This is a genomic window from Enterobacter cloacae complex sp. 394I7, assembly GCF_057320345.1.
This window is the reverse complement of the sequence record NZ_JBXWCR010000009.1, coordinates 1-20,473: the sequence shown is the minus strand read 5'-3', so window position 1 is coordinate 20,473 and position 20,473 is coordinate 1. Positions and strand designations below refer to the sequence as shown.

Genomic DNA, 20,473 nt, shown 5'->3' with positions numbered 1-20,473 from the left:
GGCCAGTCCACCTGCGAGTCTGGTCTTATGAAACGTTACTCTACCGCTCTGTTATTTGGTCTGCTGTCACTTACCAGCCAACTGGCTCACGCCGATGTTATTGATGAAGCCATTGGCAATATTCAGCAGGCGATCAACGATGCCTATAACCCCAGCAGCAGTCGCAGTAGCGATGACGACGACGATCGCTACGATCGCAGCCGCCAGACCGACAGCCGTCAGTATGACGATCGCCGCAGGCAACTGGAGGATCGCCGTCGCCGTCTGGATGAGCGTCAACGCCAGCTGGATGATGACAGACGTCAGTTAGAAGAAGATGAGCGCCGGTTAGAAGACGATTACGATCGCTGATACGCGCGGTTTAGCATCCCTACGCCTCGCCCTCTCATTCAGAGAGGGAGTGACCTAATCCAGCAACAACGTCATTCCGTCATATCCCGCCTCGAACCCGTCGGGTAGCGGGTTATCCATCATCCATACGTCGAACTGATGACTGATATGGGTCAGGATCACCTGTGGACAGCCGATGATCTCATTTAAGGCAATAACCGTATTCAGATCGCAATGGTTGCGCGGCGTTTCGTCACGCGGCTCGTGGCTGCAGTCGATGATCATCGCCTGCGGCCGGTTATTGAGCAGGAATTTTACCGTTTTATCGGGTAATCCGGCGGTGTCGGAAAGCCAGGCCACACGGCTGTGGGCGGACTCCAGCAGGTAGCCAAAGGTGATTTTCGAGTGATTCAGCGGCAACGGTGTGACCCGCAGGCCCTGCAGTTCAAACACCACAAACGGCTCTACCGTATGGCTGAAATCCAGAATCCCCGGGTGTTTAAACAGGTCGTCACACCCCGCCTCGTCTGGTGGGCCGTACACCGGAACAGGGGCACCGACGCCCCAGCGCAGGGGGAACAGCCCCTGGACGTGATCCATATGGTAGTGGGTCAGTAAAAACTGCTGAAAGCTGCCTGCCGGCCAGTCGTCCATCAGGTGCGGGATACCGGCGTCCAGCAGCGTTACCGCATCGTTGAATTTGACTACCGCGCTACAGGGGCGACGGCGATGGTTATCCTGCAGACGCGCCCGGCGACACGCGGCGCAGTCGCAGCCAAACACCGGCACCAGCTGAGCGCTACCGGTTCCCGTTAACGTAATCGTCAGACTCATCGTGCACCTCTACAACAGTTTGGTGAAACGAAAATGGCTCTGCGTATACCCTTCACGCGCATAAAAACGGTGAGCGTCCAGGCGCTTCACGCTGGTGGATAGCTCTGTCAGTTCAGCACCCGCCTGCCGCGCCACGTTCTCCGCCCAGGCCAACAGCTGGCTGCCCACCCTGAGACCGCGCGCCTGTGGCATGACCACCAGCTCCTGGATCTCGCCAATCCATCTGGCGTGGTGCAGGTGAAACTGCATATGCAGTCCAATCATGCCCACCACCTGGCCGTTTAATTCAGCCAGCTGGTAGCGCATATTGTGGTCCTGCAGATTGGCAATATACCCGGCGTGGAACGCCTGATGATCAAACTCACTCTGCTTGAGTTCGCAAATCAGCGCGTAAACAATCTGCGCATCGTCGGCAGTGGCGGGGCGAAGCTGGCAGTCAGGCATGCTGTCTCTCCTTCTGACGGATAAGCGTTAAAAAGTTATCGACTGACTGTAGCAAACTTCCGTCGTTATTGAGGATATGACAGTTCGATGGGGTATAGCGCGCCGCACGTTCAAGCCGCTGCTCGATCTCTTTGGCGTTTTCGCGACCCCGGCTCTGCAACCGGCTGCGCAGCACATCAGGCGAGACCTGCAGACAGACCGGCAACAGCGCTGCTTCATAGCGGGCGCGCGCTTGTTGAAGGTGTGCGCGTGAGCCGTTGACCAGCACGTCGAACCCGGCGTGCAGCCACAGGTCTGTCTCGATGCCTATCCCGTAGTAATAACCGTTGGCGTGCCAGCTGAGCGCCAGCAGATTTTGCCCGGCGCGCGTGAAAAATTCCGGCTCGCTCAGGGCGATATGGTTCTCACTCCCGGCATTCGCCGCACGGGTGATATAGCGGTGCGCAACCAGAAGCTGGGGATGTTCCCGCTGCCGTAACGCGGACAGCAGGCTGTCCTTACCAGAGCCTGACGGCCCCATTAGCCAGATTAGTCTTCCCATCAGAACACCCGTTTTCCCTGACGCCAGACGTGGTCGATATGGATGTGCTCGCCCTTACGGTGAACCAGCACCAGATCCGCCCGTTTACCTTCAGCTATCTCTCCACGATCGTGAAGATTGAGTGCCGTTGCCGGGTTTTTCGTTACCAGACGAATCGCCTGCGGCAGCGTAAAGCGATTGTTTTCGTCAGCCGCGACCCGGAAGGCGGCGTCCAGCAGGCTGGCGGGGTAGTAGTCGGACGAGAGGATATCCAGCAGACCTAGCGACGCGAGCGCGCTTGCCGCCACGTTGCCGGAGTGTGAGCCGCCGCGCACGATATTCGGCGCCCCCATCAGGACGTTCATGCCATGGGTGCGGGAGGCTTCTGCTGCTTCAAACGTGGTGGGAAATTCAGCGATTACGCTGCCAAGCTGGTGTGATTCGCGCACATGTTCATGCGTCGCATCATCATGGCTGGCTAAGGCAATGTTGCGATCCCGACACATGGCGGCAATGGAGAGTCGGTTTGGTTGAGACCACTGCGCCGCAAGCTGTCGCTGTTCCTCTTCATAACGCGCCATTTCCTCGTTGGTCAGCGCATATTTTCCCTGATAGTACTCGCGGTATTTCTCTATTCTGGCGAACTGACGCTGCCCCGGCGAGTGGTCCATCAACGAGACCAGTGAGACCGGCTCGCGGTCCACCAGCTTTTCAAACAGCGGCAGAGTGGTGTGATGCGGGAGTTCACACCGCAGGTGCAGACGATGCTCGGCGCGGTTAAGGCCGCGTTTTTGCGTCTCTTCCACGGCGTTGATCATCTTCTCAAGGTTTTCCAGACGGTCGCCGCCGTCGCGCACGTCGCCAATCGCTACGGCGTCCAGCACGGTAGTGATGCCGCTGGCGACCATCAGCGCGTCATGGCTGCTCATCGCGGAATGAGCTGGCCAGTCGACTTTCGGACGCGGGGTAAAGAATTTATCCAGATTATCGGTGTGCAGTTCGATAAGGCCCGGCAGCAGCCAGCCCCCTTCACCGTCCATCGCTTCCGGGGCGCGGCTCTGGGTTTCCGCAAAGGCGCGGATCTCTCCGGCCTGGATCTCAATCGAGCCATCAACGACTTCATTTTCCAGCACCAGCTTTACGTTATTCACGATCATGCGAGCGTCCCCATCGGGTGCAGCCTGTCTGCGACGCGGGAGCGAACGGTGTCGTCGTGGAAGATCCCCACGATCGCCGCGCCGCGTGCTTTGGCCTGTTCGATCAGTTCAACCACCGCCGCGCTGTTCTTACTGTCGAGCGAGGCAGTGGGTTCATCAAGCAGTAAAATCGGGTAGTCGACGATAAATCCGCGGGCGATATTCACCCGCTGCTGCTCGCCACCGGAAAAGGTCGACGGGGCAAGGTGCCAGAGGTGTTCCGGCACGTTCAGGCGCGTGAGCAGGCCGGCGGCTTTCGCGGCACAGGTCTCGCGCGGAACGCCCAGGTCCAGCAGCGGCTGCATGACCACGTCCAGGGCGGAGATCCGTGGGATCACCCGCAAAAACTGGCTGACCCAGCCGATCGTCGAGCGGCGCACGTCCAGCACCTTACGCGCCGGCGCCTGCACCAGATCGACCCATTCATTGCCATGACGAATATAGATGTGGCCTTCGTCCGGCAGATAGTTGGCGTACAGGGAGCGCAGCAGCGTCGATTTGCCGCTGCCGGAATGGCCGTGCAACACCACGCATTCACCCTTGCTAACCTCCAGAGAGGCGCTGTGCAGGACCGGCAGGCGCACGCCGTTTTGCTGGTGGAGCACAAAGGTCTTACTGACATTTTCTACGCGGATCATGGGGGCCTCTTAATTCTGCAATACCGATGACACCAGCAGCTGGGTGTACGGATGATGGGGATCGTCGAGTACGCGGTCGGTCAGCCCACTTTCCACCACCTGACCCTGCTTCATCACCAGAAGACGGTCCGCCAGCAGGCGGGCAACGCCTAAATCATGGGTGACAATCACCACGGCCAGGTTCAGTTCCACCACCAGGCCGCGCAGCAGGTCGAGCAGACGCGCCTGAACGGAGACGTCCAGCCCACCGGTGGGTTCGTCCATAAACACCAGCTTCGGGTGAGTGACGAGATTGCGGGCAATCTGCAGGCGCTGCTGCATACCGCCGGAGAAGGTGGTGGGCAGGTCATCAATGCGCGAGGTGGGGATCTCCACATCGCTCAGCCATTGCTGTGCCGTGGCGCGGATGTTGCCATAATGGCGTGCGCCGGTGGCCATCAGCCTTTCACCGATATTGCCTCCGGCCGAGACCTGGCGGCGCAGGCCGTCCATGGGATGTTGATGCACCACGCCCCATTCGGTGCGCAGCAGGCGACGGCGTTCGGCCTCGCTCATGCCGTACAGCGACCGGCCCTCATATAAAATGTCGCCCTTTTGCGGCGTCAGTCGTGCAGAGATAGATTTCAGCAGGGTGGTTTTGCCCGAGCCGGACTCGCCGACAATGCCCAGCACCTCACCTGGCCACAGCTCAAACGAGACGTCGCTGAAGCCTTTGCCCGGCGCGTAAAGGTGGGTCAGGTTATTAACCGAAAGCAGCGGTTTCATTGGCTTTTCGCCTCGCTCTGTTGGCGGCAGAAGTCGGTGTCGGAGCAGACAAACATCCGTTTGCCCGTGTCATCCAGCACCACTTCGTCCAGATAGCTGTGTTTTGAGCCGCAAATGGCGCACGGCTCGTCCCACTCCTGCACCGTAAACGGGTGGTCGTCGAAATCGAGACTTTCCACGCGGGTGTAAGGCGGTACGGCGTAGATGCGTTTTTCACGCCCGGCACCAAACAGCTGCAGGGCAGGCATCATGTCCATCTTCGGGTTGTCGAATTTGGGGATGGGGGACGGGTCCATCACGTAGCGTCCATTGACCTTGACCGGATAGGCGTAGGTTGTGGCGATATGGCCGAAGCGGGCGATATCCTCATACAACTTCACCTGCATGACGCCGTACTCTTCCAGGGCGTGCATGGTGCGGGTTTCCGTTTCACGCGGCTCGATAAAGCGCAGGGGCTCCGGAATAGGCACCTGAAAAATCAAAATCTGATCTTCCGTCAGCGGTGTTTCCGGAATGCGGTGACGGGTCTGGATCAGCGTCGCATATTCGGTTTTTTCGGTGGTATTGACGCCCGTCACCCGTTGAAAGAACTGGCGAATCGACACGGCGTTGGTGGTGTCATCAGCCCCCTGGTCGATGACCTTCAGCACGTCCGACTCGCCAATGACGCTGGCGGTCAGCTGAATGCCGCCGGTACCCCAGCCGTATGGCATGGGCATTTCGCGGCCGCCGAACGGCACCTGATAACCGGGGATAGCCACCGCTTTCAAAATGGCGCGGCGGATCATGCGTTTAGTTTGTTCATCCAGATAAGCAAAGTTGTAGCCGCTTAAGTTAGTCATGTGCGCGCTCCCGTTGCAGGCGTTTCAGCAGTTCCAGTTCGGCCTGGAAATCGACGTAGTGCGGCAGCTTGAGGTGGGAAACGAAGCCCGCGGCCTCGACGTTATCCGCATGGGCCAGCACGAACTCCTCGTCCTGCGCCGGGCCGGAGACCGCTTCGCCGTAGTCCGGTGCCTGCAGGGCACGGTCGACCAGCGCCATCGCCATCGCCTTGCGCTCACTCATGCCGAACACCAGCCCGTAACCGCGGGTAAAATGCGGGGCCTCGTTCTCGGGGGCGACAAATCCATTCACCATTTCGCATTCGGTCATGAGCAGTTCGCCGATGTTCACCGCAAAACCCAGCTCTTCGGGCACGATCTCGACGTTAAGGTAGCCGCTACGAATCTCCGCCGCGAACGGATGGTTGCGGCCGTAGCCACGCTGGGTGGAGTAGGCCAGCGCCAGTAAATACCCCTCGTCGCCGCGCATCAGCTGCTGCAGGCGCGACGAGCGTGAACAGGGGTAAACCGGCGGCGTGCGGGTGATGTCGTCAGGTTGCGCGCCAGTATCGTCTTCGGCCTTCGCCAGACCCTGTTTCGCCAGCAGGCTAAAAACGTGCGGGGAGGGAACCTGCTCTGCATCCGAGGTGCTCAACTGGGGCGTTTCGCCGTTCGCCAGCAGGGTGAAATCCAGCAGACGGTGGGTGTAGTCATAGGTGGGCCCAAGCAGCTGGCCACCGGGGATGTCTTTATAGACCGCCGAAATACGACGTTCCAGACGCATTTCTGCCGTATTGATCGGTTCGCTCACCGCCAGTTTCGCCAGTGTGGTGCGATAAGCACGCAGCAGGAAGATGGCTTCGACGTTGTCGCCGCTGGCCTGTTTCAGCGCCAGCGCCGCCAGTTCGCGATCAGCGACGCCGCCTTCAGTCATTACCCGGTCGACGGCCAGATTGAGCTGCTGCTCAATCTGGGTGACGCTGAGCTCGGGAAGCGCGTCATCACCCCGTCGTCTGTGCGCCTGCAAGGCATGGGCGGCGGCGATAGCCTTCTCGCCCCCTTTGACGGCAACGTACATCAGCACACCTCCACATGAGTGGTACGAGGGATGGCCAGCAGGCGTTCTCCGCAGGTGAGGATCAGGTCTATACCGAGCGGGAACGGGTGCGGGCGTTCGGTCAGTTCATGAATGATGCACTCCGGCAGCTGTGGCGCGACCATGCGCTCTTCGGCAATACCCGCCCCCGTGAGGCGCAGCATGCGGCCACCGCTCAGGCTTGATACCTGCAAAATCAGCGTGGCGCTGGTCTCCGGTGCCACCGCGCTTCCTTCGCTCAGGGCATTAAGCTGCTCGTGGCTGATTTGCTCGTCGGCCACGGCAAACACCGCCTGCCGGGGTTGTTCAACCAGCGGGGCGTTGGTGTGAAAGCGCAGGTTCTGGCTGGCGATATCATTCGATAACGCGCCAGAGAGCCACACCGGGGTGTCGTTGTCGGCGAGCGTCAGCAGTACGCTGGTGGTCGCCAGATTCAGCGGCAGCCAGCCCTGAGAGAGCTGATGCAGCGAGACGATGACGCCCGGTTCGCTCATGGCTTTCAGCAGGCGACGAAAACTTTGTTGGGCATCCTGGACGGCCAGGGTAAAAGCGGGTTGAAGCGTCATGCGTTATCTCCGCGAACGAGCGTAAAGAAGTCGACCCGGCTGGTGTTTATCTGGGCCTGGCGGGCGGCAATCAGTGCGGCACGGTCGGCTTCCAGCGGGGCAATAAGGGTTTCCATCAGAGTCTGGAAATGAGGGTGTTCCTGTAACAGGGCGTCAATCACCGCGCAGCGTTCGGCGTGTGGTTTGTCGCGCCCGAGCACGTAGCTGTAGCCCAGCGTGCCGCTGTTCAGGCGGATCACTGCGCGGGTGAGGGTGGCATCGCCGGCGAAGAAGCGCTCACCGGTACCGCCCATACGCGCCTGGATCTGCACCAGACCGATTTCCGGCGCGCGGATGAGGTCATATTCCGGCGTCAGATTCAGCGCCTGCATGCGGTCCGAAAGCGCTGCGGGCTGGCTGTGCGCCAGGACGCCCATCCAGCGCTGGCGGGTGGAGGTATCGAAATGCATTCAGTGCTCCATGGTGAATTCGATCATGTCGGCGCGGGTCAGGCTGACGGAGTATTCCGTCGCGTCGATCTCGCCGTCACGGTGGTTGAGGGTGCGAACGCAGAGCAGCGGAGCCATGTTGGGGATCTCCAGCACGTTGCTCTCTTTGGCCTGCGCGCGGCGGGCGCTGATGCGCGTCTGGGTACGTTTAAGCGCGATGCCCGTGGCATCCTGAAGAAAATCATGCAGCGAGCCGCTGGAGAAATTTTGCAGCACCGGCCACAGCGCCAGGTCGGCGAAGTAGTGGTCTATCTGGCACACCGCCACGCCGTTGACCCGACGCAGGGTACGCAGGTGGATGACATTGTCGCCCTCCTGAATGCCCAGCGCGTCCGCGACGTGGCTTGAGGCCGGGCGCAGCACCGACAGCAGTTTTTCGCTGGTCGGGTGGCTGCCCTGATCCAGCAGGTTCTGGCTAAAACGCGCCTGCGCATTGAGCGGATAGTCAAACGGACGCATCAACACCAGCACGCCGACACCCTGACGGCGCTGCACCCAGCCGCGCTCGACCAGCTGATCAATGGCGCGGCGCAGCGTGTGTCGGTTCACTTCATAGCGGTCGGCAAGCTGCTGCTCGGCAGGCAGGTAGTCTCCGCAGCGGTAGTGGGTGCGAAGTTCCACCTCGAGTTTTGCCGCTATCTCTTGCCAGCGGGTGGGGTAACTGGTCGGATGTCTGGATAAGTGCATACAAATCAAAGCCTCGCTTCTCAGATGAAGTGCTTACGCAAACGTTGAGACATAAAATCCAGCAGGCTGACGGTGATGATAATGAGCACCATCAGGGCGCAGGTTTGCTGGAACTGGAACCCGCGAATCGCTTCCCACAGCGTGACGCCAATACCGCCTGCGCCCACCATGCCGACGACGGTGGCGGAACGAACGTTGGATTCGAAACGGTACAGGGAGTAGGAGATCAGCAGCGGCATCACCTGGGGCAGTACGCCGAAGAGAATTTCTTCAATTTTGTTGGCGCCCGTTGCGCGGATCCCTTCGACCGGGCCCGGCTCAATAGCTTCCACCGCCTCGGAGAGCAGCTTGGAGAGCACGCCGGTGGTATGAATAAACAGCGCCATCACCCCGGCGAACGGACCCAGGCCCACGGCCACCACGAACAGCATGGCAAAGACCATTTCGTTGATGGCGCGGCAGGCGTCCATCAGGCGACGCATCGGCTGGTAAATCCACCACGGAACGATGTTCTCGGCGCTCATCAGGCCGAACGGAACAGAAAGGATGACGGCCAGGGCGGTGCCCCAGACGGCGATTTGCAGAGTGACCGCCATTTCGCTGAGGTAATCCTGCCACTGGCTGAAATCAGGCGGGAAGAAGTCGGCGGCAAAAGTGGCCATATTGCCGGCATCTTTAAACAGCAGCAGCGGATCCATTTCCGCGCCCTGCCAGGAGATAACGAGCACCGCAAGCAAAATGGCCCAGCTAAAAAGCGAGAACCAGCTGCGTTTCGGCGGTGGGAGGGTGATGGTTTGCATGTGTGCCCCTTTGGTCTGAATGCCCTCTCCCACCGGGAGAGGGCGGTAAGCGTTATTGCACCGCTTTATTCACGCTGCTCATGGCGCCGAGCGCCGCGGTCAGGCGGTCAAGGTCTTCGAGCTGAGCCTGAATCGCAGCCACTTTGCTGCTCTTCTCCTCCTCCTTCAGACCCTTGTTGTCCTTCACGCCCTGCATCTCTTTAAACAGCGCCAGCTGGCGAATCGGGACCAGCTGCAGGTCGCTTGACGGGCGGAAAGGTGCCCAGCCCAGACGTTCCAGAACCGTTTTTTCTTCCGGCGTTTTGCCGTAATTCATAAAGAAGTCGTACACCTTGTCTTTGGTGGTCTCAGACAGGTTTTTGCGCCAGACGATGGGGTCGCCCGGGATCAGAGGGGATTTCCAGATAACCTTCAGCGCTTTCAGCTTGTCCGGTGCCGAGGTTTTCAGCTTGTCGAGGTTCTCGGTGTTATTCGTGGCGACATCCACCTGCTTATTGGCCACGGCCAGCGCGTTGGTTTCATGGCTGGCGTTCACGGTGCGCTTAAACTCGCTGGCAGAGGCGTTGTTTTTAGCAAAGACGTAATAGCCCGGCACCAGGAAACCAGAGGTGGAGTTGGGATCGCCGTTACCAAACGTCAGCTCTTTACGTTTGGCGAGCATGTCGTTCAGGTTGTTGATGGGGCTGTCTTTATTGACGATCAGTACGCTCCAGTAACCCGGAGAGCCATCCGCGGCAACGGTCTGGGCAAAGACCTGGCCGTTCGCGCGATCCACCGCTTCCATGGCGGAGAGGTTGCCGTACCAGGCGATGTCGACTTTGTTAAAGCGCATCCCCTGAATGATGCCCGCATAGTCCGGGGCGAAGAAGGCGTTCACTTTGATCCCCAGTTTGGTTTCCATATCTTTCAGGAACGGTTCCCACTGAGGTTTCAGGTTCTGCTGTGATTCCGTCGAAATAATGCCAAAGTTCAGCGCTTTTTCCTGCTCCTGGGCGTACGCAGGGCTTAACAGAGTGCTTATGCTGAACATGCTGGTAAACGCCAGCGCGGCAACGGCTTTGTAGCTCATGTACTTTCCTCGGATCGGTTTTAATTAAGCAGCCTGCGCGTTCTCTTCGACGCGGTTAATGCTGCGGTAGAGATGGTCGAAACGGTCGTTATCAAACTGATGGCTTGGGCCATCAAAGAACACATGCCCCTGACGCAACGCGACGATGCGCTCGCAATAGCGCAGGGCGTAATCCACCTGGTGCAGCGTCACCACCACGGTGATGCCGTCGTTGAGGTTGATGTCGCGCAGGGTTTCCATCACGATGCGAGCCGATTCCGGGTCCAGCGAGGCGATGGGTTCATCGGCAAGAATGATTTGCGCTTTTTGCATCAGGGCACGGGCGATAGCCACGCGCTGCTGCTGTCCACCGGAAAGTGTGGAGACGCGCTGGTGGGCGAAATGCGCCATTCCGACGCGGGTCAGCGCCTGCAACGCTTCCTGCTTTTGAGAGGGGGAGAACCAGCGCAGACAGGTACGCCAGAACGGGGTGCTGCCGAGCGCGCCAATCAGCACGTTCTCCAGTACCGTCAGGCGATTGACCAGGTTGAACTGCTGGAAGATATAGCCCGTCTGGGCGCGGCTTTTGCGGATATCCCGCGCCAGGCGTCCTGCACGCTGCACGGTGTTGCCCAGCAGCTCGACGTGGCTTTCTGAGGTCTTATCACAGGTGATAAGGCCGCTTAAATGACGCATAAGGGTGGATTTACCAGAGCCGGATGGCCCCAGGAGCGCCACCATTTCGCCCTGCAGGACGGTCAGATCAACGGCATGCAGGGCCTTGTTGTGATGAAAGGTCTTGCTCAGTTTCTCGACGCGGATAACAGTTTGCATATGCTGGGCCTCACAATAAATGTGGCCTCATGCTGGCGCATCAATATGACATTTGGGTTAAGTCTCGGTTGCGGGAGTTTGAAGAGTTGAGGGGAGTTTGATGACAGGCGGGGGCAGACTGCCCACCGCCAGAAGATCACTGCTGTTGCTTAACGACGTTAATCATCCACGGCACGCCGTATTTGTCGGTGACTTTACCGAAACCGTGCGCCCAGAAGGTCTCCTGCCAGGCCATTTCGATATGGCCTTCCGCGGCCAGATTGTCGAACCAGCGTTTGCCTTCTGCCACGTCCTGGGTGTCCAGCACCAGCGTGAACCCGGCATACTGCGCTTTGCTGCCGGGCGGCTGCCCATCACTCATCATGATATCGCTGCCCGCAATGCGAACATTCGAGTGGGCGATCGCCGAATCCGGAAACTGCATGCCAGACGGACAGCCTTCTTCGCTGCTGTCGCCTTTTGGCATTTCACCGAAGGTGATTTTATAGAGGAGCTCTGCGCCGACGGCGTGCTGATAAAAGGCGGAGGCCTCGGCACAGTTACCGGCGAAAGAGATGTAGGGACTTAACGGCATAATCTATACCTCACGTAAGAAGAGCCCGTTAAGTGTAGTTCTCGCCAGCCCGGTAAGCGAAGCGCCACCGGGCGGGTAAATCAGTTCTTTTTCACAAACTCTGATTTCAGTTTCATCGGGCCAAAGCCGTCAATTTTGCAGTCAATATTATGGTCGCCTTCTACCAGACGGATATTCTTCACTTTAGTGCCGATCTTCAGCATGGAAGAGCTGCCTTTAACCTTCAAATCTTTAATCACGGTGACGCTGTCGCCATCAGCCAGCAGATTACCGTTCGCATCTTTTACAACAAGCGTATCAGTATCGTGCGACGGCTCGGCGTCATTCCATTCGTGAGCGCATTCCGGGCAGATGAACATGCCATTATCTTCATAGGTGTATTCAGAATTGCATTTCGGGCAGTGTGGGAGTTGCATTAGGGTATCCTCAAAAAGTGCGTAACACGCTGGAAAGTGCCAGCAAAATGACGGCTGGGTGCCGAAAAAGGGGGCAAGTATAACGCAAATCCACACCGTTGTCGGTGATATTCTATTTAAAAAAAAAGCAAAAAGCGTGTCGCCAGTGACATTTCCTGTCAGTCAGTTAAGCGATGCTTACGGCATTAACACGGTGGAAAGAAATGGCAGTAAATATATCGAATATTTTATTGCAGCAAATTGCTACGCACCTCCATTTCGGATAAGGTGAAGCGACACATTGTTATTTATCTCCTGACTTCCCCGTCATCCATATCTTATGGCGGTGACGCATTACCTCTCTTTTTAGGTGGGTAAATAATGATGATATATCCTGAAGTTTCTTAAAAATGGGCCATGCTTTTATCTTTTGGCTGTCATGCCAGAGGGGAAGCTTTACACGCCATGCAAGGATAGCGATTTATTTCTGATTATCTTCAATCAGTTATATTTCGGTGAACATGTTTTCCACACGTGATCATATAAGCCTGAACAACATAATTAAAACCAGTGGCTTAATAAAAGTAATAAATTTGCGTTAAGGAAAGGCTTTTATCATGCACACACAGACCATTTTTGAATTAAGCCAGGAAGCAGAGCGTTTGTTACAGCTCGCCCTGCAAAATCTTGATACGTTGAAATCAATGCCGACGGCGAAGCTAGAAAGCACCGCCGCAGCCATTACGGGTGAAAAGAACAACGTCTTACCTTTGCATTTTAGTGCGCGGGGTGTCGAAGCCCAGCAGGCTATGCTGAATAATGAATTACGGAAAATAACCCGTCTGGAAATGGTGCTGGCAATTGTGGGCACCATGAAAGCGGGGAAATCGACCACCATTAATGCCATTGTCGGAACCGAAGTGTTGCCGAACCGCAACCGACCGATGACGGCGCTTCCGACATTGATTCGTCATACGCCGGGTCAGAAAGAGCCGGTGCTCCATTTTGCTCACGTCTCTCCTATCGATGAATTAATCCTCCTGTTACAGAAAAAGCTCTGCGATTACGATCGCGGTAAGCTGGCGCAGCGTCTGGAAATTGATAAGGACATGATTACGCTGCTGGAAAGAATTGAAAAAGGGGAGGCTTTCGAGAAGCATCACCTTGGTGCGCAGCCAATATTTCATTGTCTGAAAAGCCTTAACGACCTGGTGAGGCTCTCACAGGCGTTAGGCGTCGAGTTTCCGTTCTCTGAATATGCGGCCATCGAACACATTCCGGTGATCGAAGTGGAGTTCGTGCATCTCGCGGGTCTGGATGCCCACCTTGGGCAACTGACGCTGCTTGATACCCCCGGGCCGAATGAGGCCGGGCAACCGCATTTGCAAAAAATGCTGAGCGAGCAGTTATCTCGCGCGTCGGCGGTGCTGGCGGTGATGGATTACACCCAGCTCAAATCGATTTCCGATCACGAGGTCCGGCAGGCCATTTCAGTCGCCGGTAAATCGGTGCCGCTGTATGCGCTGGTCAATAAATTCGATCAGAAAGATCGTAACAGCGACGATGAAGAACAGGTTAAAGCGATGATCTCCGGCACCTTAATGAAAGGGAATATTTCGCCGGGGCAAATTTATCCCGTTTCGTCGATGTGGGCGTATCTGGCGAACCGCGCCCGTTATGAGATGACTACCCACGGTCAGCTACCGGATCACAAGGAGCAGCGCTGGGTTCAGGATTTTGCCGAAGCCGCGCTGGGACGCCGCTGGCGTACGGAGGATTTGGACGACATCGACCATATTCGTCATGCTGCCGATTTGCTGTGGGAAGATTCGTTATTTGAACAGCCGATCCGCAAGCTTATTTATGCCGCCTATGCCAATGCATCGCTCTTCGCTCTGCGTTCGGCGTCGCATAAGCTGCTTAACTATGCCCAAAACGCCCGGGAGTATCTCGACTTCCGCTACCAGGGGCTGACGGTCGCTTTTGAGGCGCTGGAATTGAATATCGCGCGCCTGGAAGAGGACATGGCCCTACTGCATACGCGTCAGCGCGTGGTGAGCGACGAAGTGAAGCATGAAGTGGAGCAGGCGCTTAACGCCACCGCTGACTTTATGATGTCGCAGAATACTTCACTCCAGCAGGCGATTAGCCATGTGTTTAGCGCCCGCTCTGTTCTCGACCTGGCGGGCATCGAACCGCGGGATCTTCGCCGTGACGAGCCGCAGGCGCTGAAACAGCTGGTACTGGATGATGAAGGGCAGGCGCAAATTGCGCTGAGTAAAATCCGCTCCTCCTGCGAGCTGATCATGCTGGATGCGCAGACGAAGATCGGCCGGGAGCTGGCGTTACGCTTCGATCAACTGGAGTCGACGCTGGCGCGCTCGCTGAATGAAGCCATGCGGCCAATCGAAACGCGTATTAAAGAACAACTCAGCCATGCGGGTTTTCGCGCGCGGATAAGCTTCCCGGCGTTTCAGGCGCATCAACTTAACTTCAACACCCGGGCGCTGTTTAACGATGCCATTGCGCAGGATCACCGCCCGGCAGGCCAGCCAGCGGGCGCGGCGAGCATGCGTGAAACCGTCTCTCGCTGGCTGAATAACCCGGGCTGGGGCTGGGAAGATTATGTTGTTGCACGCACACGCTATGTCATTGACATTGAACCGCTGCATGAAAAATTCAAGCAGCATATCGATCAGTTCTGTGAACAAATCCGTAAAGCTTTGACCGCCCAGGTCGATGTCTCTGTTACGGCGGGGATGGCAACGTTCTTTGCGGAATTTTCGTTATGCCTGACCGGGTTACAGGAAAGTTTGCGTGATAGCCTCGCAGTACGTCAGCAAAATGAGCATTCGACCCGAGCGCTCAGCCAGCTGTTAAAGCAAAGTATCACGACTGCGACGTGGATACAGGAAGATACCCGACTGTTACGCGATGATATTCAAACCCTATTCGCGGCAGAACAACCATGACAACACAACTACTGGACGGCCCCGGGCGAACGCTGGAGTGTATTCATCCAAAATTTATGGTCGATCTGGTTCAGGGGGTGGACGCGGCGCGTCATCCCCACCCGGGACCACAACAGCTGCAGTTTCGTGAGCGTTTGACCCAGGAGATCATGACGCATACCCGGCTAAGGCCTTGGGCGATGGCGGGTATGCTTAATGAAAATGCGGCGCTGCGCCTGGGGCTGGCGGAAAAGCTGGCCGGTATGCTTGACCCCGGGCACCTTGCGCTGACGCTGATGGCAGACAAATTGATTGCGCTGCGTCAGCAGACTAACCCGCGGGCCCAGCAGTCGCCCGGCCTGATTCAGCAGTACGCTGAGCTTTCCGCTCATTTTACGCAACGAGCCGCCTATAAAGAGAAGGCGCTCTCCCAGCGAGGGCTGACGGTGCAGGCGGGTGAGCACAGTGAACAAATTTTTACCCGCTGGCGAGCCGGCCACTACGATGGCTGGTCGCTGGCCGGGCGTTGCTATGTCGTCCTGGAAGAGCTGCGCTGGGGCGCATTTGGTGATGCCTGTCGCCTGGCGAATGAAGACGTGGCGGCGATGCTCAAGGATAACTTACGCAGTATGGCGGCAAACTATCTTGCGCAGGGCATCAACGCTTCTCCTTCCACCCGCCATTTCTACCATCAGTGGCTGACAACGCCCGCGTCGCCGGGACTGATAGATCATAAAGACATGCTCGGTTGGCTGGGCGACTGGTGTCAGGCGGATAACCATCCGGTGAGCTGGTCGGTGACGCAAAGCTGGCACACTGTCGCGCTGGGTATGCCGAGGCTGTGCTCGGCAAAACGGCTTGTGGATGGGATGGTGGAAGAGATTTTTGGTGGCTGAAATCCCCCTCTCACCGGGAGGGGGAGCATCGGTTAGTGGTGTGTTTCAACAGGCTTAGGCTCTGTCTGAACCTCAGCAACATGTCCGACACGTTTTGCGTACAGTGCGGTGATGATGGGAACCAGAATCGCGGTCACAATCACGCTGGCTGCAACCAGTGCCGTCGCGGACGCGGCCACCGGTTCAAAAGCTGGGTTAATCTGCGCAATGATCACCGGGTTGGCCACGGCTGCACCTGCGGCTGAAGAGGCGGCTATCCCCGCCGTTCCGTTTCCTCCCCCAATGACCCGGTCGGCAATAATCAGCGGAATACCGGTGATGATGATCACCGCCACGCCCAACACGATACCCAGCAGACCCGTATCGAGGATGACATTCAGGTTGATGGTGTTACCCAGCGCAAAACCGAAGAACGGGATCAGCACCGGCGTGGCTTTGCTGAAGAAATCACGCAGATCGTGATCCAGGTTACCCAGAGCAAAACCGATCAGGAAGGGCAGGATCGCGCCGATAAAGTGGTGGGGTTCAAAGGACGCCAGGCCAGCAGAGCCCAGAATCAGCATGGTCATCAGCGGACCGGACTCCAGAGACATCAGGACAAATGCACCTGACTCTTCTTTGGTGCCGTACTGGTTCATCAGGCTGGCATACAAACCGCCGTTGGTCATATCCATCGCAGAGACAATTGCCAGAACCGATAATCCGGCGAAGAATCCGGTCTGAATTCCATTCTCCGGAATGAACATCGCACAGATCATTGCCACTACCCAGGCCACGGCAATTTTCGTAATCACCAGCGTGCCGGATTTCCGTAATACGGTGCCTGTTGCCCGTAAATTAATTGAGGCGCCGATACAAAAGAACCAGACGGCCAGAATGGGAACGGTGCCCGTAATCATCCCTTTTGTGAACCCGCCAAAATAAGCGCCGGTTTCAGGAGCCAGGGTATTCAGGATAGCGCCCAGTACAAGCGGAACTAGCATCATACCGCCCGGTATGCGTTCAATCGTGGCTTTAATCTTCATAGATAACCCTCAAATCGTATCCCGCATGGCGGGCGGCAAAAACTAAAAAATAAATCAATAAATTCAATGAATTGAATGTCTTTGGGTTCGATGGTGTCATTACCCATGCAATAAAACTAAAAAAGCGATCCTGGTAAACGCGGTGCCACAGCACCGGGAACGTGGTATTCGGAATTATCATGCGATCATTGGAATGATGATTCAATGAAAATAAAACAGTGTTTTAGTTATCTGCATCACATATTGACGTAAACGTTTTAAACGCGCGTCGGAGGGTTAGAATTTATGTAAATCTGATGTGAAGTAATGGGGTTTCATTTTCCGTTGTCCGGGAAATAATGACGTGTGTGAGGATGTGTTTTTATGGCGATTGAGAACGTGTAGATTTGCGCTAATTGACAAAAACTGCAGCCAGCTGACGTAACATAAATATATGTGTGAAGTTGATCACAAATATAAACGCTGGTAGGGTAAAAAGGTCATTAACTGCCCAGGCAGGCGTCAACAGGTTCGGTTGTATCGACGTAAAACGTCAATGTAAGTAAACCTGCTACGCTTGAATAAGGCGATTCGCATGGAGCGGATCCCATGGTTCACAGATCGCATACGGGACTGTGAAACGGACAGGGCCGAGTCTACGAGGATAGCTATGCTCAGAAGGAAAAAAATCAAACCCATCACGCTTCGCGACGTCACCATTATTGATGACGCCAAACTGCGCAAAGCGATCACCGCCGCCTCGCTGGGTAATGCGATGGAATGGTTCGATTTTGGTGTTTACGGCTTTGTGGCCTATGCGTTAGGTAAAGTGTTCTTCCCCGGCGCCGACCCCAGTCTGCAGATGATTGCCGCGCTGGGTACGTTCTCCGTCCCCTTCCTGATTCGCCCGCTGGGTGGTCTGTTCTTCGGTATGCTTGGCGATAAATATGGTCGCCAGAAGATCCTTGCTATCACCATTGTCATTATGTCGATCAGTACGTTCTGTATCGGCCTGATACCGTCCTATGCCAGCATCGGCATTTGGGCTCCGATTCTGCTGCTGCTTTGTAAGATGGCCCAGGGCTTCTCCGTAGGCGGTGAGTATACGGGTGCCTCTATCTTTGTCGCAGAGTATTCCCCGGACCGTAAGCGCGGCTTTATGGGAAGCTGGCTGGACTTCGGCTCGATTGCCGGGTTTGTCCTGGGGGCGGGCGTAGTGGTGCTGATTTCTACCGTCGTCGGTGAAGAGAACTTCCTCTCCTGGGGCTGGCGTATTCCGTTCTTCCTGGCGCTGCCGTTAGGGATTATCGGTCTTTACCTGCGTCATGCTCTTGAAGAAACGCCGGCGTTCCAGCAGCACGTTGAGAAGCTGGAGCAGGGCGACCGCGAAGGGCTGCAGGATGGCCCGAAAGTCTCCTTTAAAGAGATTGCGACGAAGCACTGGCGCAGCCTGCTGACCTGTATTGGTCTGGTCATCTCCACGAACGTGACCTACTACATGCTGTTGACCTACATGCCGAGCTATCTGTCGCATAACCTGCACTATTCAGAAGACCACGGTGTGCTGATTATTATCGCCATCATGGTGGGTATGCTGTTTGTGCAGCCGATTATGGGGCTGTTGAGCGACCGCTTTGGCCGTCGACCGTTCATTATTCTGGGGAGTGTCGCGCTGTTTGCCCTGGCAATCCCGGCCTTTATTCTGATTAACAGTAATGTGCTGGGTCTGATTTTTGCCGGTCTGCTGATGCTGGCGGTGATCCTTAACTGCTTTATCGGGGTGATGGCCTCGACGCTGCCTGCGATGTTCCCGACACACATTCGGTACAGTGCGCTGGCGGCTGCCTTTAACATCTCGGTGCTGATTGCCGGTCTGACCCCGACGCTTGCCGCCTCTCTGGTGGAAAGTACGCAGAACCTGATGATGCCGGCTTATTACCTGATGGTTATCGCGGTGATTGGTTTGATTACCGGTATTACCATGAAGGAGACGGCGAATCGTCCTCTTAAAGGGGCCACGCCTGCGGCGTCTGATATCCAGGAAGCGAAAGAGATCCTGCGCGAACACTACGATAATGTAGAGCAGAAGATTGAAGATATTGATGCAGAGATTGAAGAGCTGCAGCAAAAACGCTCCCGCCTGGTGGACCAGCATCCACGAATCAACGAGTAATAAAAAACCCGCCGCTGGCGGGTTTTCTTTTATTAGCAGCCTGCGGCGATGTAATCGCCATTGGCGCTGATGGGGAGTACCGTCAGGAACAGCACGGTCGCGAACAGGATCAGGACTATCCCTCCGGCTATTTTAAAGACCGGGACCAGCCAGCTGAGTGAAGCCCCGCCGCCAAACCAGGCCACCGTCCGCTCTCGGGCATAACGTACCGCCAGTGAGAGGCCCATAATCGACAACGCCGTTCCCAGCGACATGGTCATGACCGCGGCCATCCCCCAGGTAACAATACCCAGCGCATTTGAAAACATCAGGATCATGATCGCCCCGCTGCACGGACGCGCACCAATCGCCAGTATGACGCCCAACCGGGTTTTCCAGTCGCCTTGCGCCAGGTCTGCACCTACACCGTGATGACCACAACCACAGTGTTCATTATGTTGATGAAGGGGCGTGATGGCTGAGATAGCCATCCGGCGAGGTCGCAGGCTTTTCAGCGCCTGGTAAATGACAAATACACCAAATGCACCGATGAGCACCGCGCTTATCTTCTCGACGTACCAGCGGCTGGTACTGATATCCCCCGATGCGAGGTTAAACCCTACCGCCAGAATAAAGACAAAGAGAATGGCGCTGACGCCCTGCATCAGGCTGCCAAGAAAAGGAACGACCCGGGCGGCCCGTTCGCTTTCTTTATTTGTCGTGAGGTAGGTCGTCACAATGAATTTCCCATGCCCCGGCCCGATGGCGTGCAATACGCCATAGAAGAAGGCGCCGGTTAATAGCCATAACCCGCCGCTGTACTGGTGGTTGTTAAGCTGGAGCAGGTACATCACCAGATAACGGTGCAGGGTAATTTGCGTGGCAAGGCACCACTGAAGAAAGGTGTTCCAGTGCGTATGCAGGGTAAACCCGGCTAAGAGGATCGCCAGCAACATGATGCCTGCTGTAGGAAGGCGCCAGTCACGCGTCAGTTGTTGTGTGGTCATGGGGTGGCCTGGTGGGGGAATATTTGTCGCTAGTATAGTTGATCTTGCCTGTTAATCCGTAGGATCGCACAGAGATCCCGCCTCAATTGTGGATAAGTCTGTGCGTAAAAGGGTATAAAGCGGGGTTTTGCTGGGGAATACAGCAGTCAGTCATCTTTTTGCAACTTTTAGGTTGCGGCCTGCAGAGAACTCCCTATAATGCGCCTCCATCGACACGGCAGATGTGAATCACTTCACAGATAACCCGGTCGGTTGAAGAGAAAAAATCCTGAATTTCAGGGTTGACTCTGAAAGAGGAAAGCGTAATATACGCCACCTCGCGACGGTGAGCTGTAGGCCGCGTCGCAACTGCTCTTTAACAATTTATCAGACAATCTGTGTGGGCACTCAAAGTGACATGGATTCTTAATGTCTTCGGACACTAAAT

General features: G+C 56.4%; 22 protein-coding genes. 4 read left to right on the top strand and 18 right to left on the bottom strand.

What is annotated here, in order from left to right:
• Positions 1 to 27: 27 nt before the first annotated feature.
• Entirely contained in the window at positions 28 to 351 is a 324-nt protein-coding gene (gene yjdP / locus AC2FAP_RS21085; protein ID WP_014168254.1) for a DDRRRQL repeat protein YjdP, read from the top strand.
• 54 nt (positions 352 to 405) lie between these two features.
• Here yjdP and phnP read toward each other — a convergent pair whose 3' ends face one another.
• From phnP to AC2FAP_RS21005, 16 genes are all read right to left on the bottom strand, one after another.
• Entirely contained in the window at positions 406 to 1,164 is a 759-nt protein-coding gene (gene phnP / locus AC2FAP_RS21080) for a phosphonate metabolism protein PhnP (RefSeq protein ID WP_040018698.1), read from the bottom strand.
• A 9-nt stretch (positions 1,165 to 1,173) separates the two neighbouring features.
• Positions 1,174 to 1,608, bottom strand: a complete 435-nt coding sequence (phnO, locus tag AC2FAP_RS21075; protein WP_059306463.1) for an aminoalkylphosphonate N-acetyltransferase — start codon at positions 1,606 to 1,608, stop codon at positions 1,174 to 1,176.
• Positions 1,601 to 2,152, bottom strand: a complete 552-nt coding sequence (phnN, locus tag AC2FAP_RS21070) for a ribose 1,5-bisphosphokinase (RefSeq protein WP_126547811.1) — start codon at positions 2,150 to 2,152, stop codon at positions 1,601 to 1,603. Before phnN ends, phnO begins: the two co-directional genes overlap by 8 nt.
• On the bottom strand, positions 2,149 to 3,285 hold the full coding sequence (gene phnM, locus AC2FAP_RS21065; protein ID WP_014168258.1) for an alpha-D-ribose 1-methylphosphonate 5-triphosphate diphosphatase: 1,137 nt from the start codon (positions 3,283 to 3,285) through the stop codon (positions 2,149 to 2,151). Before phnM ends, phnN begins: the two co-directional genes overlap by 4 nt.
• Positions 3,282 to 3,962: a phosphonate C-P lyase system protein PhnL gene (gene phnL, locus AC2FAP_RS21060; RefSeq protein ID WP_020882817.1), complete on the bottom strand. Its 681-nt coding sequence runs from the start codon at positions 3,960 to 3,962 to the stop codon at positions 3,282 to 3,284. The genes phnM and phnL overlap by 4 nt, the downstream gene beginning before the upstream one ends.
• Before the next feature lie 9 nt (positions 3,963 to 3,971).
• A complete protein-coding gene (phnK, locus tag AC2FAP_RS21055; protein ID WP_020882816.1) occupies positions 3,972 to 4,727 on the bottom strand; it encodes a phosphonate C-P lyase system protein PhnK in 756 nt (251 codons plus the stop codon).
• Entirely contained in the window at positions 4,724 to 5,569 is an 846-nt protein-coding gene (gene phnJ / locus AC2FAP_RS21050; protein WP_449541547.1) for an alpha-D-ribose 1-methylphosphonate 5-phosphate C-P-lyase PhnJ, read from the bottom strand. The genes phnK and phnJ overlap by 4 nt, the downstream gene beginning before the upstream one ends.
• The gene (locus AC2FAP_RS21045; protein ID WP_059306466.1) at positions 5,562 to 6,626 is read right to left on the bottom strand and encodes a carbon-phosphorus lyase complex subunit; all 1,065 of its coding nucleotides are present in this window, start codon (positions 6,624 to 6,626) and stop codon (positions 5,562 to 5,564) included. Before AC2FAP_RS21045 ends, phnJ begins: the two co-directional genes overlap by 8 nt.
• Positions 6,626 to 7,210, bottom strand: coding sequence for a phosphonate C-P lyase system protein PhnH (phnH, locus tag AC2FAP_RS21040; RefSeq protein ID WP_014168263.1), 585 nt, complete (start codon positions 7,208 to 7,210; stop codon positions 6,626 to 6,628). Before phnH ends, AC2FAP_RS21045 begins: the two co-directional genes overlap by 1 nt.
• Positions 7,207 to 7,659, bottom strand: coding sequence for a phosphonate C-P lyase system protein PhnG (gene phnG / locus AC2FAP_RS21035; protein WP_047355928.1), 453 nt, complete (start codon positions 7,657 to 7,659; stop codon positions 7,207 to 7,209). The genes phnH and phnG overlap by 4 nt, the downstream gene beginning before the upstream one ends.
• Positions 7,660 to 8,385, bottom strand: a complete 726-nt coding sequence (gene phnF / locus AC2FAP_RS21030) for a phosphonate metabolism transcriptional regulator PhnF (protein ID WP_032679404.1) — start codon at positions 8,383 to 8,385, stop codon at positions 7,660 to 7,662.
• Positions 8,386 to 8,405: 20 nt separating this feature from the next.
• Positions 8,406 to 9,185 carry a phosphonate ABC transporter, permease protein PhnE gene (gene phnE, locus AC2FAP_RS21025; protein ID WP_025206369.1) on the bottom strand — a complete coding sequence of 260 codons (780 nt, stop codon included), beginning with the start codon at positions 9,183 to 9,185 and terminating at the stop codon, positions 8,406 to 8,408.
• A 52-nt stretch (positions 9,186 to 9,237) separates the two neighbouring features.
• Positions 9,238 to 10,254, bottom strand: coding sequence for a phosphonate ABC transporter substrate-binding protein (gene phnD, locus AC2FAP_RS21020; protein WP_014168267.1), 1,017 nt, complete (start codon positions 10,252 to 10,254; stop codon positions 9,238 to 9,240).
• A 24-nt stretch (positions 10,255 to 10,278) separates the two neighbouring features.
• A complete protein-coding gene (phnC, locus tag AC2FAP_RS21015; RefSeq protein WP_020882811.1) occupies positions 10,279 to 11,067 on the bottom strand; it encodes a phosphonate ABC transporter ATP-binding protein in 789 nt (262 codons plus the stop codon).
• 136 nt (positions 11,068 to 11,203) lie between these two features.
• On the bottom strand, positions 11,204 to 11,641 hold the full coding sequence (yjdN, locus tag AC2FAP_RS21010) for a VOC family metalloprotein YjdN (protein ID WP_014168269.1): 438 nt from the start codon (positions 11,639 to 11,641) through the stop codon (positions 11,204 to 11,206).
• A gap of 80 nt (positions 11,642 to 11,721) precedes the next feature.
• Complete coding sequence (locus AC2FAP_RS21005; protein ID WP_020882810.1) at positions 11,722 to 12,057, bottom strand: zinc ribbon domain-containing protein YjdM; 336 nt, start codon at positions 12,055 to 12,057, stop codon at positions 11,722 to 11,724.
• 596 nt (positions 12,058 to 12,653) lie between these two features.
• Here AC2FAP_RS21005 and crfC point away from each other — a divergent pair.
• Together crfC and AC2FAP_RS20995 are read left to right on the top strand one after the other, a co-directional pair.
• Positions 12,654 to 15,008, top strand: coding sequence for a clamp-binding protein CrfC (crfC, locus tag AC2FAP_RS21000; RefSeq protein WP_485453019.1), 2,355 nt, complete (start codon positions 12,654 to 12,656; stop codon positions 15,006 to 15,008).
• On the top strand, positions 15,005 to 15,883 hold the full coding sequence (locus AC2FAP_RS20995) for a diguanylate cyclase regulator RdcB family protein (protein ID WP_014168272.1): 879 nt from the start codon (positions 15,005 to 15,007) through the stop codon (positions 15,881 to 15,883). Before crfC ends, AC2FAP_RS20995 begins: the two co-directional genes overlap by 4 nt.
• Before the next feature lie 32 nt (positions 15,884 to 15,915).
• Here the strand turns inward: AC2FAP_RS20995 and kdgT are convergent, their stop codons facing one another.
• Complete coding sequence (gene kdgT, locus AC2FAP_RS20990) at positions 15,916 to 16,908, bottom strand: 2-keto-3-deoxygluconate transporter (protein WP_014168273.1); 993 nt, start codon at positions 16,906 to 16,908, stop codon at positions 15,916 to 15,918.
• A 649-nt stretch (positions 16,909 to 17,557) separates the two neighbouring features.
• On the opposite strand from kdgT, the gene proP reads away from it, so the two are divergent.
• The gene (gene proP, locus AC2FAP_RS20985; RefSeq protein ID WP_020882807.1) at positions 17,558 to 19,060 is read left to right on the top strand and encodes a glycine betaine/L-proline transporter ProP; all 1,503 of its coding nucleotides are present in this window, start codon (positions 17,558 to 17,560) and stop codon (positions 19,058 to 19,060) included.
• A 32-nt stretch (positions 19,061 to 19,092) separates the two neighbouring features.
• Here proP and AC2FAP_RS20980 read toward each other — a convergent pair whose 3' ends face one another.
• Complete coding sequence (locus AC2FAP_RS20980; protein ID WP_025206367.1) at positions 19,093 to 20,046, bottom strand: nickel/cobalt transporter; 954 nt, start codon at positions 20,044 to 20,046, stop codon at positions 19,093 to 19,095.
• Positions 20,047 to 20,473 lie beyond the last annotated feature (427 nt).

Bases quoted from the DNA above. Each gene is read 5' to 3' on its own strand.
- proP (WP_020882807.1), top strand. From the start codon at position 17,558: ATGCTCAGAAGGAAAAAAATCAAACCCATCACGCTTCGCGACGTCACC.
- phnC (WP_020882811.1), bottom strand. From the start codon at position 11,067: ATGCAAACTGTTATCCGCGTCGAGAAACTGAGCAAGACCTTTCATCAC.
- AC2FAP_RS21045 (WP_059306466.1), bottom strand. From the start codon at position 6,626: ATGTACGTTGCCGTCAAAGGGGGCGAGAAGGCTATCGCCGCCGCCCAT.
- phnJ (WP_449541547.1), bottom strand. From the start codon at position 5,569: ATGACTAACTTAAGCGGCTACAACTTTGCTTATCTGGATGAACAAACT.
- kdgT (WP_014168273.1), bottom strand. From the start codon at position 16,908: ATGAAGATTAAAGCCACGATTGAACGCATACCGGGCGGTATGATGCTA.
- AC2FAP_RS20980 (WP_025206367.1), bottom strand. From the start codon at position 20,046: ATGACCACACAACAACTGACGCGTGACTGGCGCCTTCCTACAGCAGGC.
- phnM (WP_014168258.1), bottom strand. From the start codon at position 3,285: ATGATCGTGAATAACGTAAAGCTGGTGCTGGAAAATGAAGTCGTTGAT.
- AC2FAP_RS21005 (WP_020882810.1), bottom strand. From the start codon at position 12,057: ATGCAACTCCCACACTGCCCGAAATGCAATTCTGAATACACCTATGAA.
- phnH (WP_014168263.1), bottom strand. From the start codon at position 7,210: ATGACGCTTCAACCCGCTTTTACCCTGGCCGTCCAGGATGCCCAACAA.
- phnE (WP_025206369.1), bottom strand. From the start codon at position 9,185: ATGCAAACCATCACCCTCCCACCGCCGAAACGCAGCTGGTTCTCGCTT.
- phnG (WP_047355928.1), bottom strand. From the start codon at position 7,659: ATGCATTTCGATACCTCCACCCGCCAGCGCTGGATGGGCGTCCTGGCG.
- yjdN (WP_014168269.1), bottom strand. From the start codon at position 11,641: ATGCCGTTAAGTCCCTACATCTCTTTCGCCGGTAACTGTGCCGAGGCC.
- phnF (WP_032679404.1), bottom strand. From the start codon at position 8,385: ATGCACTTATCCAGACATCCGACCAGTTACCCCACCCGCTGGCAAGAG.
- yjdP (WP_014168254.1), top strand. From the start codon at position 28: ATGAAACGTTACTCTACCGCTCTGTTATTTGGTCTGCTGTCACTTACC.
- phnK (WP_020882816.1), bottom strand. From the start codon at position 4,727: ATGAAACCGCTGCTTTCGGTTAATAACCTGACCCACCTTTACGCGCCG.
- phnD (WP_014168267.1), bottom strand. From the start codon at position 10,254: ATGAGCTACAAAGCCGTTGCCGCGCTGGCGTTTACCAGCATGTTCAGC.
- phnO (WP_059306463.1), bottom strand. From the start codon at position 1,608: ATGCCTGACTGCCAGCTTCGCCCCGCCACTGCCGACGATGCGCAGATT.
- phnP (WP_040018698.1), bottom strand. From the start codon at position 1,164: ATGAGTCTGACGATTACGTTAACGGGAACCGGTAGCGCTCAGCTGGTG.
- crfC (WP_485453019.1), top strand. From the start codon at position 12,654: ATGCACACACAGACCATTTTTGAATTAAGCCAGGAAGCAGAGCGTTTG.
- AC2FAP_RS20995 (WP_014168272.1), top strand. From the start codon at position 15,005: ATGACAACACAACTACTGGACGGCCCCGGGCGAACGCTGGAGTGTATT.
- phnL (WP_020882817.1), bottom strand. From the start codon at position 3,962: ATGATCCGCGTAGAAAATGTCAGTAAGACCTTTGTGCTCCACCAGCAA.